Source organism: Crossiella sp. S99.2, assembly GCF_023094165.1.
Lineage (GTDB): Bacteria > Actinomycetota > Actinomycetes > Mycobacteriales > Pseudonocardiaceae > Crossiella.
In genome coordinates, this window is sequence record NZ_JALMDK010000008.1 from 273706 (window position 1) to 288454 (window position 14749).

Here is a 14749-nt window from a genome sequence, read left to right on the forward strand (position 1 = left end):
GTCCGGTCGGCCAACCGTCCACAAAGGACCACAGCCGCCTCAGTCCTCCCCGTCGCCGTGCCCCTCTCGACCGCGAGCATCCAACTCATCCAGATTGTTCAGAAAAGCCGCGAACGCCCCCCGGGAGAACGACAGCTCAGGCCCGTCCTGATTCTTCGAGTCACGTACCACCACCGCGTCCGGGGAACCCGCCACCTCCACGCAGTTCTCCCCGTTGCCGCTGCTGTAGCTGCTCTTGCGCCATCGCGGCGCGGGGCGGTCTGCTGCCATTACCCACTCCATTCGTGCCCGGGTGCGGCATGTGCGTCCCGGCCACCGTCACGTCGACAGGGTCCTCGGCGGAGGAACGAGGTCAGCCGGCGGAGAGCAACTGCGCCAGCGCGGGGTCGATCGCCGCGCCGTCCGCGGCGACGGACACCGAGCCGCCCGTGGACTGGGCGATCTTGGTGAGTGGGGCGCGTTCCGGGTCGGGGCCGATCGTGATGAAGCTGATCGAGACCTTCTTGTTCGGGTTACGCACCTTGTCCAGCTCGGCCTGCAACTGTTGCAGGTTCAGACCGCCGTCGTTGGGGCCGTCGGTGAGCACCACGATCCGGTTCGTCCGCCCTTGCTCGTAATTCTCCACAGCCGAGCGGTACACCACAGCCAGGCTTGAGTACAGCTGGGTGGCGCTCACCGGCTTGAGGCCCTCGATCGCACCCCGCAGAGCGTTGCGCTGCTGCTCAATACCCTTGGTCGGCACCAGTTGGCGGTACGGCTTCTTGCCGTCCAGGGACCGGGAGAACTCCCACATACCCAAAGAACCCGACACCGACCGGTCCACCTGGCCCCGCAACGCGGCTTTGAGCCAGTCCATCCGGGATTTGTCCTGGCCGCCGTCGGCGTGCATCGACCCGGACACGTCCACCAGCATGGTCACCGTCTGGCCGTTGTCGGCCGAACTGGCCCAGGACGCGGCCAGCTGTTGCGAGGTGTTCTCATCCGCGGGCGCCAGCAGGTCGTCGTTGGCGATCCAGGTGATCCCCGGCGAGGTCAGCGGGCGTTCGTTGGTGCTGCGCACGCGCACCCCGGCCTGCTGGGCGAGGACCTTCTCCTGGGCGGGCTCGCGCAGGAAGTCGCCGAACTTCTGCGCCGCGCGCACCTGGGCGTCCTTGATCCAGTCCCCGGACAGCGGCAGCAGCGGGAAGTCCGCCGAGGGCGCCGGGCCGGTGGCCGGGATGCCGTAGAGCGGCTTGTCCGGCTTCGGTTTGCCGTCCACGCCCAGGTTCCGGCGGAACAAATCGATCTCCAGCACCGGCACGCCGTCGTAGGGCGAGGTGGCCAGGTCGGGGGTCTTGCTCAGCTCGACCAGGGCGTCCTGGGTGGTCGGCGGCACGCCCGCGACCTTGGCCTTGGCCACCTGGTTCAGCGCGGCGCGCACCGCGGGCTGGGTCAGCATGTCCATGGTCACCGGGCCGCGTTCCTTCTTCCCGGCCCAGGCCAGCGCGCACTGCACGGCCAGCGCGCTGGCCGGGTTGCGCACCAGGTCCGGCACCCCCATGGTGAACCGGCCCCAGTCGCTCATGCCGAAGCGCTTCCAGCCGTCCGGGGCGGCGAGCAGTCCTGGAACCTCGCTCCAGCGGAACCCCTGCCCGGAGCGCAGTGGCTGCGCCGCGGGTTCGGGCACCGCGAGCACCACCGGGGAGTTGCCGATGGACTCCGCCGGCGCGCCCAGCAGCGACTTGTTCTGCGCGCGCAGCTGGTTGACCCACAGTGAGGACTCCGGCAGCCAGGCCGAGGGCGGCTGGCCGAGTTTTCCGGTGTCCCAGCCCTGGGTGAGCGCGGTGAGCACGGTGGGGGAGTCCAGCGCCTGGATCTCCACCCGCAGGCAGTAGTCGTCGATCACCGGGCGCTGCCCGTTCCAGGCGATCGCGGCGCTCTGCAGTGGATCGGCCACGCTCGGCGTGACCGCCATCCGCAGCACCAGCTCACCCTGCCTGCACTCGCCGGCCTGCGCGGCGGCCCGGCGGTCCAGGATGCCGCCCAGCCAGGTCCAGCTCAGATAGCCGAGCACGAACAGCGCGACGACACCAACGATGACAAAGGGCCATCGAGCCATCCCGCGCCGGGTGCCTTCCCCAGCCGCGCGGTGTCGAGCCATCCGACGTCCCCTTCAGCCCCGCGTGACCATCCGGCATTTCCCACCGGGATCACCATCAAACCGTTGGTAATCAACAGCCATCAGCCGTTGACGTGTCACGCTAACAGGTGACACAAGAGCGTCAAGATATGTTACGGAGAGTGGATGGAAGCCGAGGTTTGCGGAAACGTCTCGTGATCGTCATGGTCGGCCTCCGGCGTCCCCGCTCCCGGCCATCGGAGCAGCGTACGGCACAGGTCGACCAGCGCGGCGCGGAGCGGCTCGGCCCGCTGGGAAAATGCACTTTGCATTTTGACGTACTCGGCGCGGCCTTCCGTGGTTTCGATCCGGACCGGCGGATAACCCAGTGCGGCGAGATCGTACGGGCTGGCCCGCATGTCCAGTTCGCGCACATCCAGGGCCAACTCGAAACAGTCCGCGATCAGTGCCGAAGGCGGGTACGGGGCGAGTTTGTAGGCCCACCGGAACAGGTCCATGGTCGCGTGCAGGCACCCCGGCTGCTCCAGCGCGACCTGGCTCTCCCTGGTCGGCTGCAGGGTGTTGCGCGGCCGGGCGGGCTCGGTGAAGAACCGGAAGGCGTCGAAATGCGAACACCGGATCTGGCTGTTCTCCACCAGTTCGTCGGTGCCCGCGTGGCCCAGCCGCAGCGGCCAGCCCACGTGCCGGACCTGCTCCGGATCGGTCCGGTAGACCATCGCCCACTCGTGCAGACCGAAGCAGCCCAGCCGGGGCGGACGGCTCGCGGTCGCGCTCAGCAGTGCCGCGACGAACTCGGCGGTGCGCCGCCGGGCGGGCGGGAACGCGGCCGGATCCAGGGTGACCCCGTCGGGGGTGCGGGTGTAGGCGGGCTTGCGCAGGTACTCCGCGGCCGAGTCCCCGGCCAGGGTCACACCGGGCCCCGGGTGCCACCGTTCCAGCTGCGCGGGCTTGAAGCTGTAGTAGGTGAACATGAAGTCGAGCACCGGGTGTTTCTCGCCCGCCGCCTTGCGTTCGCGGTGCCCGTCGGTCCACGGGCGGATGCGCTCCAGGTAGGTCGCGCGCTGTGCATGCCAGTCCGCCTCGCCGAGGACGAGGTGCTCTGCTGACAGCGCGGCCACCAGCCGATTCTAGGTCACTGACCGCGCAGCACCGCCCAGGAGACCCCGCCGCCAGGGCTCGGCGTGCGCCCGTGCGCCAAGGCCAGCTGACCGAGCACGGGCGGGGTCTGGGTCAGCGCGTCCGGTGTCCGGTCCCGCACCGACAGGGTCAGCCGGATATCGCGCAGCCGCACCCGCACCCACAGTTCGGGGCCGCCCTCGGCGACCGCGGCCGACACCAGTTCCTGCACGATCAGCAGCGCGTCGCCGAGGGGCTCGTGCTGCCCCCAGTCCAGGCACGCCTCGGTGACGAACAGCCGGGCGCGCAGCCCGCTGATGTCCCCGCACGGCAGGTGCATCTGCCGCTGCCGGACCGAGGGCGGACTGCGGCACACCCGCACCGCCTCGGTCAGCGTCGGACACACCGGCAGCAGCCGGGCCAGCCGGCCCGCCGCTATCGCCTGCTGGAGTTCCGGGTCCTCGGCGACCAGGGCCATCGGGATGTCCGGCCACACGTTCACCTGCCGCCAGACCCGGTGGAAGATGCCCAGCGACGACGGTGAGCCCAGCTCCAGTTTGTCCAGGATCACCACCAGTGCGGCGGGTTCGGTCGCGGCGACCTTGAACAGGCCGTCCAGCAACCGTTGCTGGGAGGACAGGTCCAGCCGGCCCACCGGCTGGACCACCGCGAGGTGATGGCGGCTCCAGACGATCAGCTGGAGCGGGCTCGGTCTGGTCATCGTTCGGCCGATACCACCTGTCCGATCTTGCGGCGTAGCCTGCGGCGTCCGGCGCGGGCGGCCTGTTCAACCGCCAGTTCGCTGATCCGCAGCCGTGCGCCGACCTCGCGGTAGGAGCGGCCGTCGGCGAGCAGCATCAGGATCCGCCGGTCGGCCTCGGCCAGCAGATCGGGCTGGTCGAGCATCCAGCGGGCGTGCATCCGGTCGGTGACCGCCTCGGCCACGCCCGCGCCTGCCACCGGGGCCAGCATTGGATGGTCGAAGATCCGGTTGGCCACCGACTGGCGGCGCAGATGGTCCACGCACAGCCGTTTGACCACGGTCATCAGGAACGGGCGCAACCGGCTGCGATCCAGATCCGGGTGCGCGGCGGTGCGGATGAAGGCCTCGTGCACGAGGTCTTCGGCATCGTCCCCCGCGCCACGGCGGGCGGCGAGGCGGACGAGTTCGGGGCGCAGTCTGACGCACTGGCCCCAATCGGCGGCGGAGAAGGACATGGCGGGCGGCGACGCGTTCCGCATGGGGTGTCCCCACTAGCGAGGAGGATTACAGTCCGTGATTCTCTCGCTATTCTGTGTACAGGCGCGTCGTCCGAGAGCGTGTGAGTCAGCTCACAGTTCAGGGGTGTGACTCCCGTTCGTACCCATACGGGGGCAACGCCAAGGGTCGTCAGCGGGACGGTGCGGTCGGAGCAGGGCCGACCGCGCCGCCTCCGTCGCTGGCAACCACCAGGGCGGGATACCGCGACTCGAGCGGGCGGATGTCACGATTTGCCCCGAGCGCGGAGGTTCCCGCGCAACGGGGCCGGCACCTGGCATGTGGGTGCCGGCCCTGTTGTCTTTGGCGCGCTCCGCGCCGCTGGATTTTTCGCTTCGAAGTCGCCTCGTCGTGTACCCGCCGCACGCGAAGCAAGCTTCGGATGCGTCGGGCACACGACAAGGCAACGCGAAAAATCGGTACCCCGCCTCTGGTTAACGGCTCGCCGTGTCGCTGCGCGCCACGCCTGTTTCGCAACAGGTGGACGATTAGCTTGGGACGTGGGTGGCGTCTCGGACCGTGCCTACGTACTCCTCGACCAGGTCCTCCAGCGCGACTACGCCCAGTACCGCGCCGTCCGCGGCGACCGCGCCCGCGAGGTGGCTTTGCGCGCGCCGCAGCGCCGCGACCGCCTCGTCCAGGCGGGCGTCCGCCGGGAGTTCGGGGAGGCCGCGGATCCGGTTCAGGGGCACGGGGGTTGCCGGGTCGGCGCTGGCCAGGTCCAGGACGTCCTTGACGTGCAGGTAGCCCCGCACCGACCCGGTGGCGGTGCGCACCGGGAAACGGGAGTACCCGGTGCGCACGACCGCCTGCTGCACGTCGCCGACCGTGGGGCGTTCCGGCACCGTGGTCAGTTTGTCCAGTGGCACCAGCACATCGGCCACGGTGCGCTGGGCCGAGGACAGGGTCTGGGTCAGGCGGCGGTGTTCGGAGTCATCGAGGAGGCCCTCGCGCCGGGATTCGGCGATCAGCTCGGACAGTTCGGTGGGGGTGTAGGCGGTGTCGATCTCGTCCTTCGGTTCCACCTTGAGCAGCCGCAGCACGCCGTTGGCCAGCCAGTTCAGCACCGTGATCACCGGGCGGACCAGGCGCACGAAGAACACCAGCGCGGGCACCATGCGCAGTGAGGTGCGCTCGGGGCCCGCGATGGCGATGTTCTTGGGCACCATTTCGCCGAGCACGATGTGCAGCACCACCACGATGAGCACCGCGGCGATGAAGGCCAGCACATCGGCCACCGCCTCGGGCACGCCCAGCGGCAGCAGCAGCGGGCTCAGGTGCGCGGCCACCGCCGGTTTGGCGATGGCGCCCAGCGCGATCGAGCACAGCGTGATGCCCAGTTGCGCGCCGGCCAGCATCAGCGAGATCTGCTCACTGGCCCTGATCACCGTGCGGGCCCCGGCCGAACCTGCGTCGGCGAGGGCCTCCAGGCGATCCCGGCGGGCGCTGATCAGAGCGAACTCGGCGCCGACGAAGAAGGCGTTCAAACCCAGCAACAGCAACGAGACGATCAGGGCTGTTCCGCCGCTCATGCCGGCACCTCCTCGGGGACGACCGCGGTCCCGGCAGGCACGGCCTCGGGCACGCGGGTGACCCGCAGGTCGGCGATCCGGTTGCGGTCCATCCGCATCACGGTGAGCCGCCAGCCGTCGTGCCGTACCTCGTCGCCGACCTGGGGGATCCGGCCGAGCCGGTAGAGCACGTAGCCGGCGATGGTCTCGTAGTCGCCTTCGGGCAGGTCGAAGCCGGTGGCCTCGGCCACCTCGTCGCCGCGCAGCAGCCCGGAGACCATCCAGCTCTGCTTGCCCAGCGGGCGGACCGGGTTGACCTCGCCGCGATCGTGCTCATCGCGCACATCGCCGACGATCTCCTCGACCAGGTCCTCCAGGGTGACCAGTCCGGCGGTGCCGCCGTACTCGTCCACCACCAGCGCGACCTGGAGTCCGGAGGCACGCAGCCGGTCCAGCAGCGCGTCGCCCTCCAGGGTGTCCGGCACCGTCGGCACCGGCCGGGCGAGGGAGGCGACCCTGGTGGTGTCGCGCTGGTCCACCGGCACGCCGAATGCCTGCTTGACGTGCACCACGCCGATCACGTCGTCCAGATCGCCGCTGTGCACCGGGAACCGGGAGAACCCGGTGCGCTGGCTCAGCTCGATCAGATCGGGCACGGTGGCATCCGAGCGCAGCGCCTGCACGTGCACCCTGGGCGTCATCAGCTCGTCGGCGAGCCGGTCGCCGAAACGCAGCGACCGGTCCAGCAGGGTGGCGGTGCCCTTGTCCAGGGAGCCGCGGGCCGCGCTGGTGCGCACCAGGGAGCCGAGTTCGTGCGGGGACCGCGCCGAGCGCAGCTCCTCCACCGGTTCGACGCCGAAGCCGCGCACGATCCAGTTGGCCGCGCCGTTGAGTCCGGTGATCACCCACCGGAACACGCCGGAGAACCCGGCCTGCAGGCCCGCGGTGGCGCGGGCGGTGGGCAGCGGCCGGGCGATGGCCAGGTTCTTGGGCACGAGTTCGCCGAAGACCATGGACAGCACGTTGGCCAGCAGCACCGCCAAAGCCACCGCCAGCACCAGCGCCACCGACTGGGGCAGGCCCAGCCAGATCAGCAGTGGTCCGGTGAGCCGGGCGATGGCCGGTTCGGCCAGGTAGCCGGTGACCAGGGTGGTGATGCTGATGCCCAGCTGCGCGCCGGAAAGCTGGAAGGACAGGGTCCGGTGCGCGTGCTGGACCTGCTTGGCCCTGCGGTCGCCGACGGCACGGGCGTGCGCGTCGACGGTGCTGCGCTCCAGCGCGGACAGGGAGAATTCGGCGGCCACAAAAAGGCCGGTACCCAGGGTCAGCACCAGCAGGCCGACCAGGCTGAGCACGATGGATAGCGTTCCGGTCACCGCTCGCCTCCGCGGAGGCGGGTGTCCGGGCCGCTATGACAGCCGGGGCTTTCCCCCGGCTCGCTACTGTTTCCGGGGGACCGCGCGTCTGGCACGGGGTGCTTCACTCCTCAAACAGGATGGATCACAGAATCGGACCCGCGTGCGCGGATCCTACCCAGTGTAAGCGCTGGACAAACGCGGTCCGGCCGCGTTTCTGTGACCCATGTCCCCTCTAAGTGGGAATGTCCCGCGTGTCTGAGGGTGCTCTCAGCGCGGCGGTGCCGTCGAGTCGCGCAGCACGACCTCGCCGTTGATCCGGATCGAGCGGGTCTGCGGTGGCGGCTGCTCGTCCAGGGCCAGCCGGGCCGCGCGCTCGCCCATCTCCTCCAGGGGCAGCCGGACCGTGGTCAGCGAGGGCACCAGGTCGGACAGGGTGGGGATGTCGTCGAACCCGGCCACCGAGATGTCGTTCGGCACGGTCAGTCCGGCCTGCCGGAAGGCGGCCATCGCGCCCAGCGCCATCACGTCGTTGACGGCGAACACACAGGTCGCGCCGGTCTTGCCGGTCAGCAGCTGCTGAGCCGCCGCGAAGCCGCCGTCCCGGGTGAAGCCGCCGTGCAGCACCGCGTCAGCGGCGAGTTCGATGCCGGATTCGGCCAGTCCGGCGCGGAACCCGGCCAGCCGGTCCCTGGCACTGACCAGCTCGGCGGGTCCGGCCAGCACGGCGAAGCGCCGGTGACCTTGCTCGACCAGGGCGCGGGCCAGTTTGGTGGCGCCCAGTTTGTTGGCCGGGATCACCGTGTCCGCGGGCAGCCTGGCCTGGGACACGCACGCCAGCCGGCCGCCCTGCGCGGTGAACGCCTGCACCTCGGCGGCCAGTTGCGCGGTGGTGTTGCGGTCGGTGGTGCGGGTGCCGGCCAGCACGATCGCCCTGGCCCGGTGCGCGCGCAGGGTGGACAGCAGCGCCAGCTCCCGGCCGGGATCCCGGTTGGTGGTGCCGAGCACCACGATCAGCCCGTTCTCCTCAGCCACCTTGGTCACCCCGGCGGCGATGGAGGAGAAGTACGGATCAGCGATGTCGTGCACCACCAGGCCGACCAGCACGCTGGAGTTGCGCGCCAAAGCCTGCGCCGAAGCGTTCGGGAGATAGCCGAGGGAACGCGCCGTGGACAGCACCCGGTCCCGCAGTTCGGTGCTCACCTGCCGCGTGCTGCCGTTCAGCACGCGGGACGCGGTCGCCAAGGACACGCTCGCCTGTCTGGCCACCTCGGCCAGCGTGACCTGCCGTTGCGTCAACGGTCCACCTCCATACTCGCGGTACGCAGAGTAGCTGGCCCGCGCCTTGACGGTGGCGAGCCCGTGACCGTAGCGTGTTGGAAAGCGCTTTCCAGACTGCCGCCGGAGTTTACGGGAGGTCGATATGTCGGTGCGCCCCATCGGGATCGCACTCAACGGAGTCACCGGACGCATGGGCTACCGGCAACATCTGGTGCGCTCGCTGCTGGCGATCCGGGACGAGGGCGGCATCCGGTTGCCGAATGGGGACACCTTGTTACCAGAGCCGGTGCTGGTGGGCCGGGATCCGGCCAAGCTCAAGGACATCGCCGACCGGCACGACCTGCCGCGCTGGAGCACCGAGGTGGACGGTGTGCTGGCCGATCCAGGGGTGGCGGTCTACTTCGACGCCCAGGTGACCAGCGCCAGGGTCGCCTCGGTGCACCGGGCCATCGCCGCGGGCAAGCACGTCTACGCGGAGAAACCCGTCGCCCCGGACGTGCCCGCCGCGCTGGAGCTGGCCAGGGCCGCCGAGGCCGCCGGGATCCGGCACGGCGTGGTCGCGGACAAGCTGTACCTGCCCGGCATCAAGAAGCTGCGGCGGCTCCTGGACGGCGGGTTCTTCGGCCGGGTGCTCAGCGTGCGCGGCGAGTTCGGCTACTGGGTGTTCGAGGGCGACTGGCAACCGGCGCAACGACCCAGTTGGAACTATCGCGCGCAGGACGGTGGCGGCATCGTGCTGGACATGTTCTGCCACTGGAGTTACCTCCTGGAGGGCCTGTTCGGCCCGATCACCGCGGTCACCGCGCGCGCGGTCACCCATGTCCCGCAACGGTGGGACGAACAGGGGGAGCCCTACCAGGCGACCGCGGACGACGCCGCCTACGCCATCTTCGAGCTGGGTGAGGGTGTGATCGCGCAGGTCAACTCCTCCTGGTGCACCCGGGTGCGGCGGGACGAGCTGGTCGAGTTCCAGGTGGACGGTGTGCAGGGCAGCGCGGTGGCCGGGCTGCGCGAGTGCGTGGCCCAGCACCGCGCGCACACGCCGAAACCGGTGTGGAACCCGGATCTGCCGGTGGAGGCGGACTTCCGCTCGCAGTGGCATCCGGTGCCGGACAACGCCAGTCACGACAACGGCTTCAAAGAGCAGTGGACCGAGTTCCTCCGGCACCTGGCCGACCCGGAACCGGCCGAGGCGTACCCGCACAACTTCCACACCGCCGCCCGCGGCGTGCAGCTGGCCGAACTGGGCCTGCGCTCCTCCGCCGAGGGCAGGCGGCTGAGCGTGCCGGAGCTGACGTGACCGAGGTCCGGCTGCCCCAGCCCGGCGGCGCCCTGCACCGGCACACCCTGGACACCCGCGGCTGGCGCTGGCCACCCCCGGCCAGACCGTCGAGTTCGCGCCAGGTCCTGGCCGCCGCGCACGTGGTCGCCTGCCCGTTCGCCGACAACACCCCCGGCGCCCCGCCCGAACTGGACTGGGACAGCACCCTGGCCTACCGGCACCACCTGTGGCGGCACGGACTCGGCGTGGCCGAGGCGATGGACACCGCGCAACGCGGCATGGGCCTGGACTGGCCGACCGCGGCCGAGCTGATCCGCCGCAGTGCCAAGGAGGCCCGCGCCTGCGGCGGCCGGATCGCCGCCGGCATCGGCACCGACCACCTCACCGGCCCGGCCACCCTGGACCAGGTCGCCGATGCCTACCTGGCACAGCTGGAGGTGGCCGCCGAGGCCGAGGTCCAGCCGATCCTGATGTGCAGCCGCGCCCTGGCCGCCACCGCCCGCGCACCCGAGGACTACCACCGGGTCTACGACCGGGTGCTGCGCGCCGCCGACCGTCCGGTGATCCTGCACTGGCTGGGCCCGGCCTTCGACCCCGCGCTCACCGGATACTGGGGCAGCACCGAGGTCGCCGAGGCCACCGGGCACTTCCTGGACCTGATCCACGCGCACGCGTCCACAGTGGACGGAATCAAGGTGTCGCTGCTCGACGCCGGGCACGAGATCGACCTGCGCAGGCGGCTGCCGGAAGGCGTGCGCTGCTACACCGGCGACGACTACCACTACCCGGAGCTGATCGCCGGCGACGAGCAGGGCCACAGCGACGCCCTGCTGGGCATCCTGGACGGCATCGCCCCGATCGCCGCCGCGGCACTGTCCCTGTTGGACGCCGGGGACACCGCGGGTTTCCGCGCGCAGCTGGCCACCACGGTCCCGCTGTCCAGCCATTTGTTCGCCACCCCGACCTACCACTACAAGACCGGGCTGACCTTCCTCGCCTGGCTCACCGGCCACCAGGCCAACTTCACCATGGTCAACGGCGCCCAGTCGGCCCGCTCCCTACCCCACCTGGCCGAGGTCCTCCGCCTGGCCGACCGGACGGGGCTGCTGCCCGACCCGGACCTGGCCGCCCACCGCTGGCGCACCTTCCTGGCCACCGCGGGAGTCGAGTCGTGAACCGCCTGTCCATGAACCAGATGACCGTCCGCAGCCTCACCGTGCCGCAGTTCCTGGACGCCTGCCGGCGCCACCAGGTCCCCGCGGTGGGCCTGTGGCGTGACCCGGTCCACACCAACGGCGTCAGCAAAACCGCCCACCAGGTAAGGGAATCCGGCCTCACAGTCACCTCCCTCTGCCGGGGCGGCTTCCTCACCAACCCCGCCAACCAGCCCGAGGCCCTCGCCGACAACCGCCGCGCCATCGACGAAGCCGCACAACTCGAAGCCCAGTCCCTGGTCCTGGTCGTCGGCGGCCTGTTCGACCGCGACCTGCCCGCCGCTCGAACCCGGGTCGCCGACGCGGTCGCCGAACTCGCCCCCTACGCCGCCGAACGGAACGTGGTCCTGGCCCTGGAACCGATGCACCCGGTCTTCTGCGCGGATCGCGGCGTGCTGTCTACGCTGAAACAGGCCCTGGACATGGTGGAGGCCATCGGCAGCCCCGTGGTGCGGGTGGTGGTGGACACCGTGCACGTGTGGTGGGACCCGGAGGTAGAGGCCCAGATCGCGCGGGCGGGGGAGCGGATCGCGCTGTACCAGGTGTGCGACTGGATCACTCCGTTGCCGGCGGATGTCCTTGCGGGGCGCGGGATTCCGGGGCAGGGGCACATCGACTTCGGGGTGCTGGGCGGGTGCGTGGCGGCTGCCGGGTACTCGGGGTTCGCGGAGGTGGAGGTGTTCCACGAGGAGGTGTGGGCGGCCGATCCGGAGGACGTGTTCGCCCGGGTGATCAAGGCGCACCGGGAACTCGTGTTGCCGGGCTTGGAGCGTCACCTCTCCGGGTGATGGCGACTGCGCTGGGATCCGCTTGCCTGGAGGCATGCGGATCTGGATCGCGATCGGCTCGGCGATGGGCCGGACGGCCCTGGTCGCCGCACTGGCCTGGCTGGGCTCGTCTCTGGCCGGTGTCCAGCCGCCCTGGCTGGGTCTGTCTGGTTTGCTGCTGGTCACCAGTCTCGCGGGCGTGCTGGCCACCCTGGCCCAGCCATGGACTCCCACGGAAGTGGTCGTATTCGGCGAGGCCCGCTACCGCAAGCTGGCGGCCCGGGTCGAGATTCTGATCAGTGCGCTGATCCAGGCCGTGCTGGTTTACCTGCTGCTGATCCCGATCGGCGCCGGGCTGGCGGTGCCCGTTCCTGGCACGGGTGTGCTGGTGGTGCTGGTCTGCCTGACCGCGCTGCCCGCGCCGTGGCTGGTGCCGCGTTCCGAGGTCAGCGGAGTCCGGCGGCTCGAAGAAGATCACCGCACCGCCCGCGCCATCGCCGATCGGCTGGACACGGTCATCGCCCGGCTGCTCGACCGGCCCGAGGTGCTGGGGCACACCGGCGGCGTCGTCGAGTTGCGCCGCCAGTTCGAGACGGACGCCCGGCGCACCCTCGCCCGGCACAGCCGGGCGCAGTTTCCTGGCCGGACCGAGCGCAGGCTGCGCGAACAGGCCGACCAGACCAGGCAGGCCGTGCTGCGCGCGGTCCCGGCGAGCTGGCCGGTGCGCCTGGCCCGCCACTGGCTGTTCCCGCTGCTGTGCTGGGTGGTGCTCGGGGCGGCCATCTCCGCAGCCGGGGTATTGGTCCTAGCCCCGCTGTCGCCGCTGGCGCGTGCGGTCGCGGTCTTCCTGGCGCTCACCGTGGCCCTGGTGGGCGCGCACCTGATCCGGCGGATGCGATGGGCGGCGGGACTCCCCGGTTACCTCCTCGGACTGGCGACCGCCGTGCTGGCGCTGGCCGGGCCCACCCACCCGGCCACCGTGGCGGCGGTGGTCCTCCCGGTCGCCGCCGTGCTGGGGTTGCTCATGCTGTTGCAGCGGCTGCGCAGCCTGCCCTACGGCGAACTGCTGCGCGCCCTCACCAAGACCGCCACCCTGGACTGGGACCGGGTTCCGGGGGTACCGCTGACCCTGGTCCACCAGGCCAAGACGGCCGAACTGGAGTTCCTCGACCGGCTGGTGGGCCTGCTGCTGCCCAGGCAGGACGCCGAGGCGGTGCCACGCCGGTACGGCCTGCTGCTGCCCGATCTCAACATCTGCTTCCTCGGTGAGCTGTCCCGCCCCGAAGGCTTCGTGCGCAGCGACACCAGCGACCGCATCGAATGGCTCGTCGACACCCTCGCCCAGAGCAGCGTCGGCGTCAGCGGCCCCCGAGGCGTCGGCAAGAGCACCCTGCTCCGCCGCCTCTGCGGCCGGGACCTCGCCGACCACCTCACCGTCTTCGTACCCGCGCCCACCAGCTACGACCGCCGCGAGTTCCTGGTGCACCTGTTCCAGACCGTCTGCGAACAGGTGGTGCGTACCTCGCCCGGCGGCCTGACCGAGCCCAGTGAGACGCCCTCCGCGCGCCGGTTGCTGGGCACGGGACTGGTCACGCTCGGCGCCCTGATCGCGGTGCTGGGTTTCGGCTGGGATCTGGTCAGCGCGGGGCGCGGCTGGGTGGCGGGCAATCCCGAAGTCGCCATTGGTATCGGCGGACTCGCGGTGGCACTGGCCGGGGTGGTCGTCGCCGAAGCGGACGCGCGGGCGGAACGGCGGCGTGGGCGGGAAGCCAGTTCGGTGGTGACACTGGCCAGGCAGAACCTGCGGACACTGCGATTCCAACGCAAGGACACCGCGAATCGGACCGGCGGGATGAAACTCGCCGCCGGGCTGGAATTCAGTGCCGGACGTGGCCGGGAACACACCGAACTCGTCCGCGGCTATCCGGAGCTTGTCGGTGACCTGCGGGAATTCCTGGAGTTACTCGGCCAGGACGGAAAGGTCGTCATCGGGATCGACGAGCTGGACAAGATCGACACCGCCGAGGACGCGGAACGATTCCTCAACGACCTCAAGTCGCTCTTCGGGGTCCGTGGCTGCCACTTCCTGGTCTCGGTCTCCGAGGACGCCCTCGCTGCCTTCGACCTGCGGGCGCTGACCGTGCGCAGCACCTTCGACAGCGCCTTCGACGAGGTGGTCGCGGTGTCCCGGCTCGACCTCGCCCACGCCCGGCAGTTGCTCGCCGGACGGGCCCTGGTCCTGCCCGAACCCTTCCTCTGGCTCTGTCACAGCCTGGCCGGAGGGCTGCCCCGTGACCTGCTCCGTGCCGTGCTGAACCTGGTGCACGCCAAGGAGAAAACCGGCTCCGCCGAGTTCACCGTCCTTTCCGGACACCTCATCGCCGCCGACCTGCGTTCCGTTGTGGACGGTCAACTCCGCCGCGCGGCCGCCCTCGACGACCCCACCGCCGCCGAGTTGACCGGCTGGCTCGCCAGGGCCACTGACCCCTCGCGACTCGGCCCGCTGCTCGCCGATCCGCCCGCGCTCCAGGGCGACGCGGTCGTGCTGGGCAGGCAGTCCGCGGCCTATCTCGGGTACCTCGCGACCATGGCCGGGCACGCGGCGGAGCCGGGGGAGTGGCGGGATCTGCCCGACGAAAAGCTGGACCTGCTGGCCCGCGCCCGTGCCGCGCTCGCGGTCGATCCGGATCTGGCGGTTGTGCTGACCAAGCGTTTTAGCAGTGAATGAGACCTGGGTCACCAGGTCCTTTCGTAGCACTTAATTCGGTGAAAGACGGGCCGTTGTCGAGTCAAATCGGACGCGCGTACTCTTCCGCCTTTGACAGGTCCGGTTAACCCGGGCGGTG

Annotated in this window: 12 protein-coding genes; 4 read left to right on the plus strand and 8 right to left on the minus strand. The window is 70.6% G+C overall.

All coding sequences use genetic code 11. The features are described from left to right. Positions 1–39: 39 nt before the first annotated feature. From MZC64_RS29795 to MZC64_RS29830, 8 genes are all read right to left on the minus strand, one after another. A complete protein-coding gene (locus tag MZC64_RS29795; protein ID WP_247762536.1) occupies positions 40–270 on the minus strand; it encodes a DUF397 domain-containing protein in 231 nt (76 codons plus the stop codon). Between the two features lie 82 nt (positions 271–352). Beyond that, entirely contained in the window at positions 353–2098 is a 1746-nt protein-coding gene (locus MZC64_RS29800; protein WP_247762537.1) for a substrate-binding domain-containing protein, read from the minus strand. Positions 2099–2271: 173 nt separating this feature from the next. Continuing rightward, positions 2272–3228, minus strand: coding sequence for a 3-methyladenine DNA glycosylase (locus MZC64_RS29805; RefSeq protein WP_247762846.1), 957 nt, complete (start codon positions 3226–3228; stop codon positions 2272–2274). A gap of 23 nt (positions 3229–3251) precedes the next feature. Beyond that, positions 3252–3956: a hypothetical protein gene (locus MZC64_RS29810; RefSeq protein ID WP_247762539.1), complete on the minus strand. Its 705-nt coding sequence runs from the start codon at positions 3954–3956 to the stop codon at positions 3252–3254. Continuing rightward, positions 3953–4477 carry an RNA polymerase sigma factor gene (locus MZC64_RS29815; RefSeq protein WP_247762540.1) on the minus strand — a complete coding sequence of 175 codons (525 nt, stop codon included), beginning with the start codon at positions 4475–4477 and terminating at the stop codon, positions 3953–3955. Before MZC64_RS29815 ends, MZC64_RS29810 begins: the two co-directional genes overlap by 4 nt. A 504-nt stretch (positions 4478–4981) precedes the next feature. Further along, positions 4982–6025 carry a hemolysin family protein gene (locus MZC64_RS29820; RefSeq protein ID WP_247762541.1) on the minus strand — a complete coding sequence of 348 codons (1044 nt, stop codon included), beginning with the start codon at positions 6023–6025 and terminating at the stop codon, positions 4982–4984. After that, positions 6022–7380 (minus strand): hemolysin family protein, encoded by a 1359-nt coding sequence (locus MZC64_RS29825; RefSeq protein ID WP_247762543.1) that lies wholly within the window; start codon positions 7378–7380, stop codon positions 6022–6024. The genes MZC64_RS29820 and MZC64_RS29825 overlap by 4 nt, the downstream gene beginning before the upstream one ends. A gap of 249 nt (positions 7381–7629) precedes the next feature. Next, positions 7630–8658 (minus strand): LacI family DNA-binding transcriptional regulator, encoded by a 1029-nt coding sequence (locus MZC64_RS29830; protein ID WP_247762545.1) that lies wholly within the window; start codon positions 8656–8658, stop codon positions 7630–7632. 124 nt (positions 8659–8782) lie between these two features. Between MZC64_RS29830 and MZC64_RS29835 the strand changes: the two genes are divergently transcribed. The 4 genes from MZC64_RS29835 to MZC64_RS29850 are packed head-to-tail and all read left to right on the plus strand — an operon-like array spanning position 8783 to position 14631. Continuing rightward, positions 8783–9940 (plus strand): Gfo/Idh/MocA family protein, encoded by a 1158-nt coding sequence (locus MZC64_RS29835; RefSeq protein ID WP_247762546.1) that lies wholly within the window; start codon positions 8783–8785, stop codon positions 9938–9940. After that, entirely contained in the window at positions 9937–11097 is a 1161-nt protein-coding gene (locus MZC64_RS29840; RefSeq protein WP_247762547.1) for a dihydrodipicolinate synthase family protein, read from the plus strand. Before MZC64_RS29835 ends, MZC64_RS29840 begins: the two co-directional genes overlap by 4 nt. Further along, on the plus strand, positions 11094–11924 hold the full coding sequence (locus MZC64_RS29845) for a sugar phosphate isomerase/epimerase family protein (protein WP_247762548.1): 831 nt from the start codon (positions 11094–11096) through the stop codon (positions 11922–11924). Before MZC64_RS29840 ends, MZC64_RS29845 begins: the two co-directional genes overlap by 4 nt. 34 nt (positions 11925–11958) lie before the next feature. Then, positions 11959–14631: a hypothetical protein gene (locus MZC64_RS29850; RefSeq protein WP_247762549.1), complete on the plus strand. Its 2673-nt coding sequence runs from the start codon at positions 11959–11961 to the stop codon at positions 14629–14631. Positions 14632–14749 lie beyond the last annotated feature (118 nt).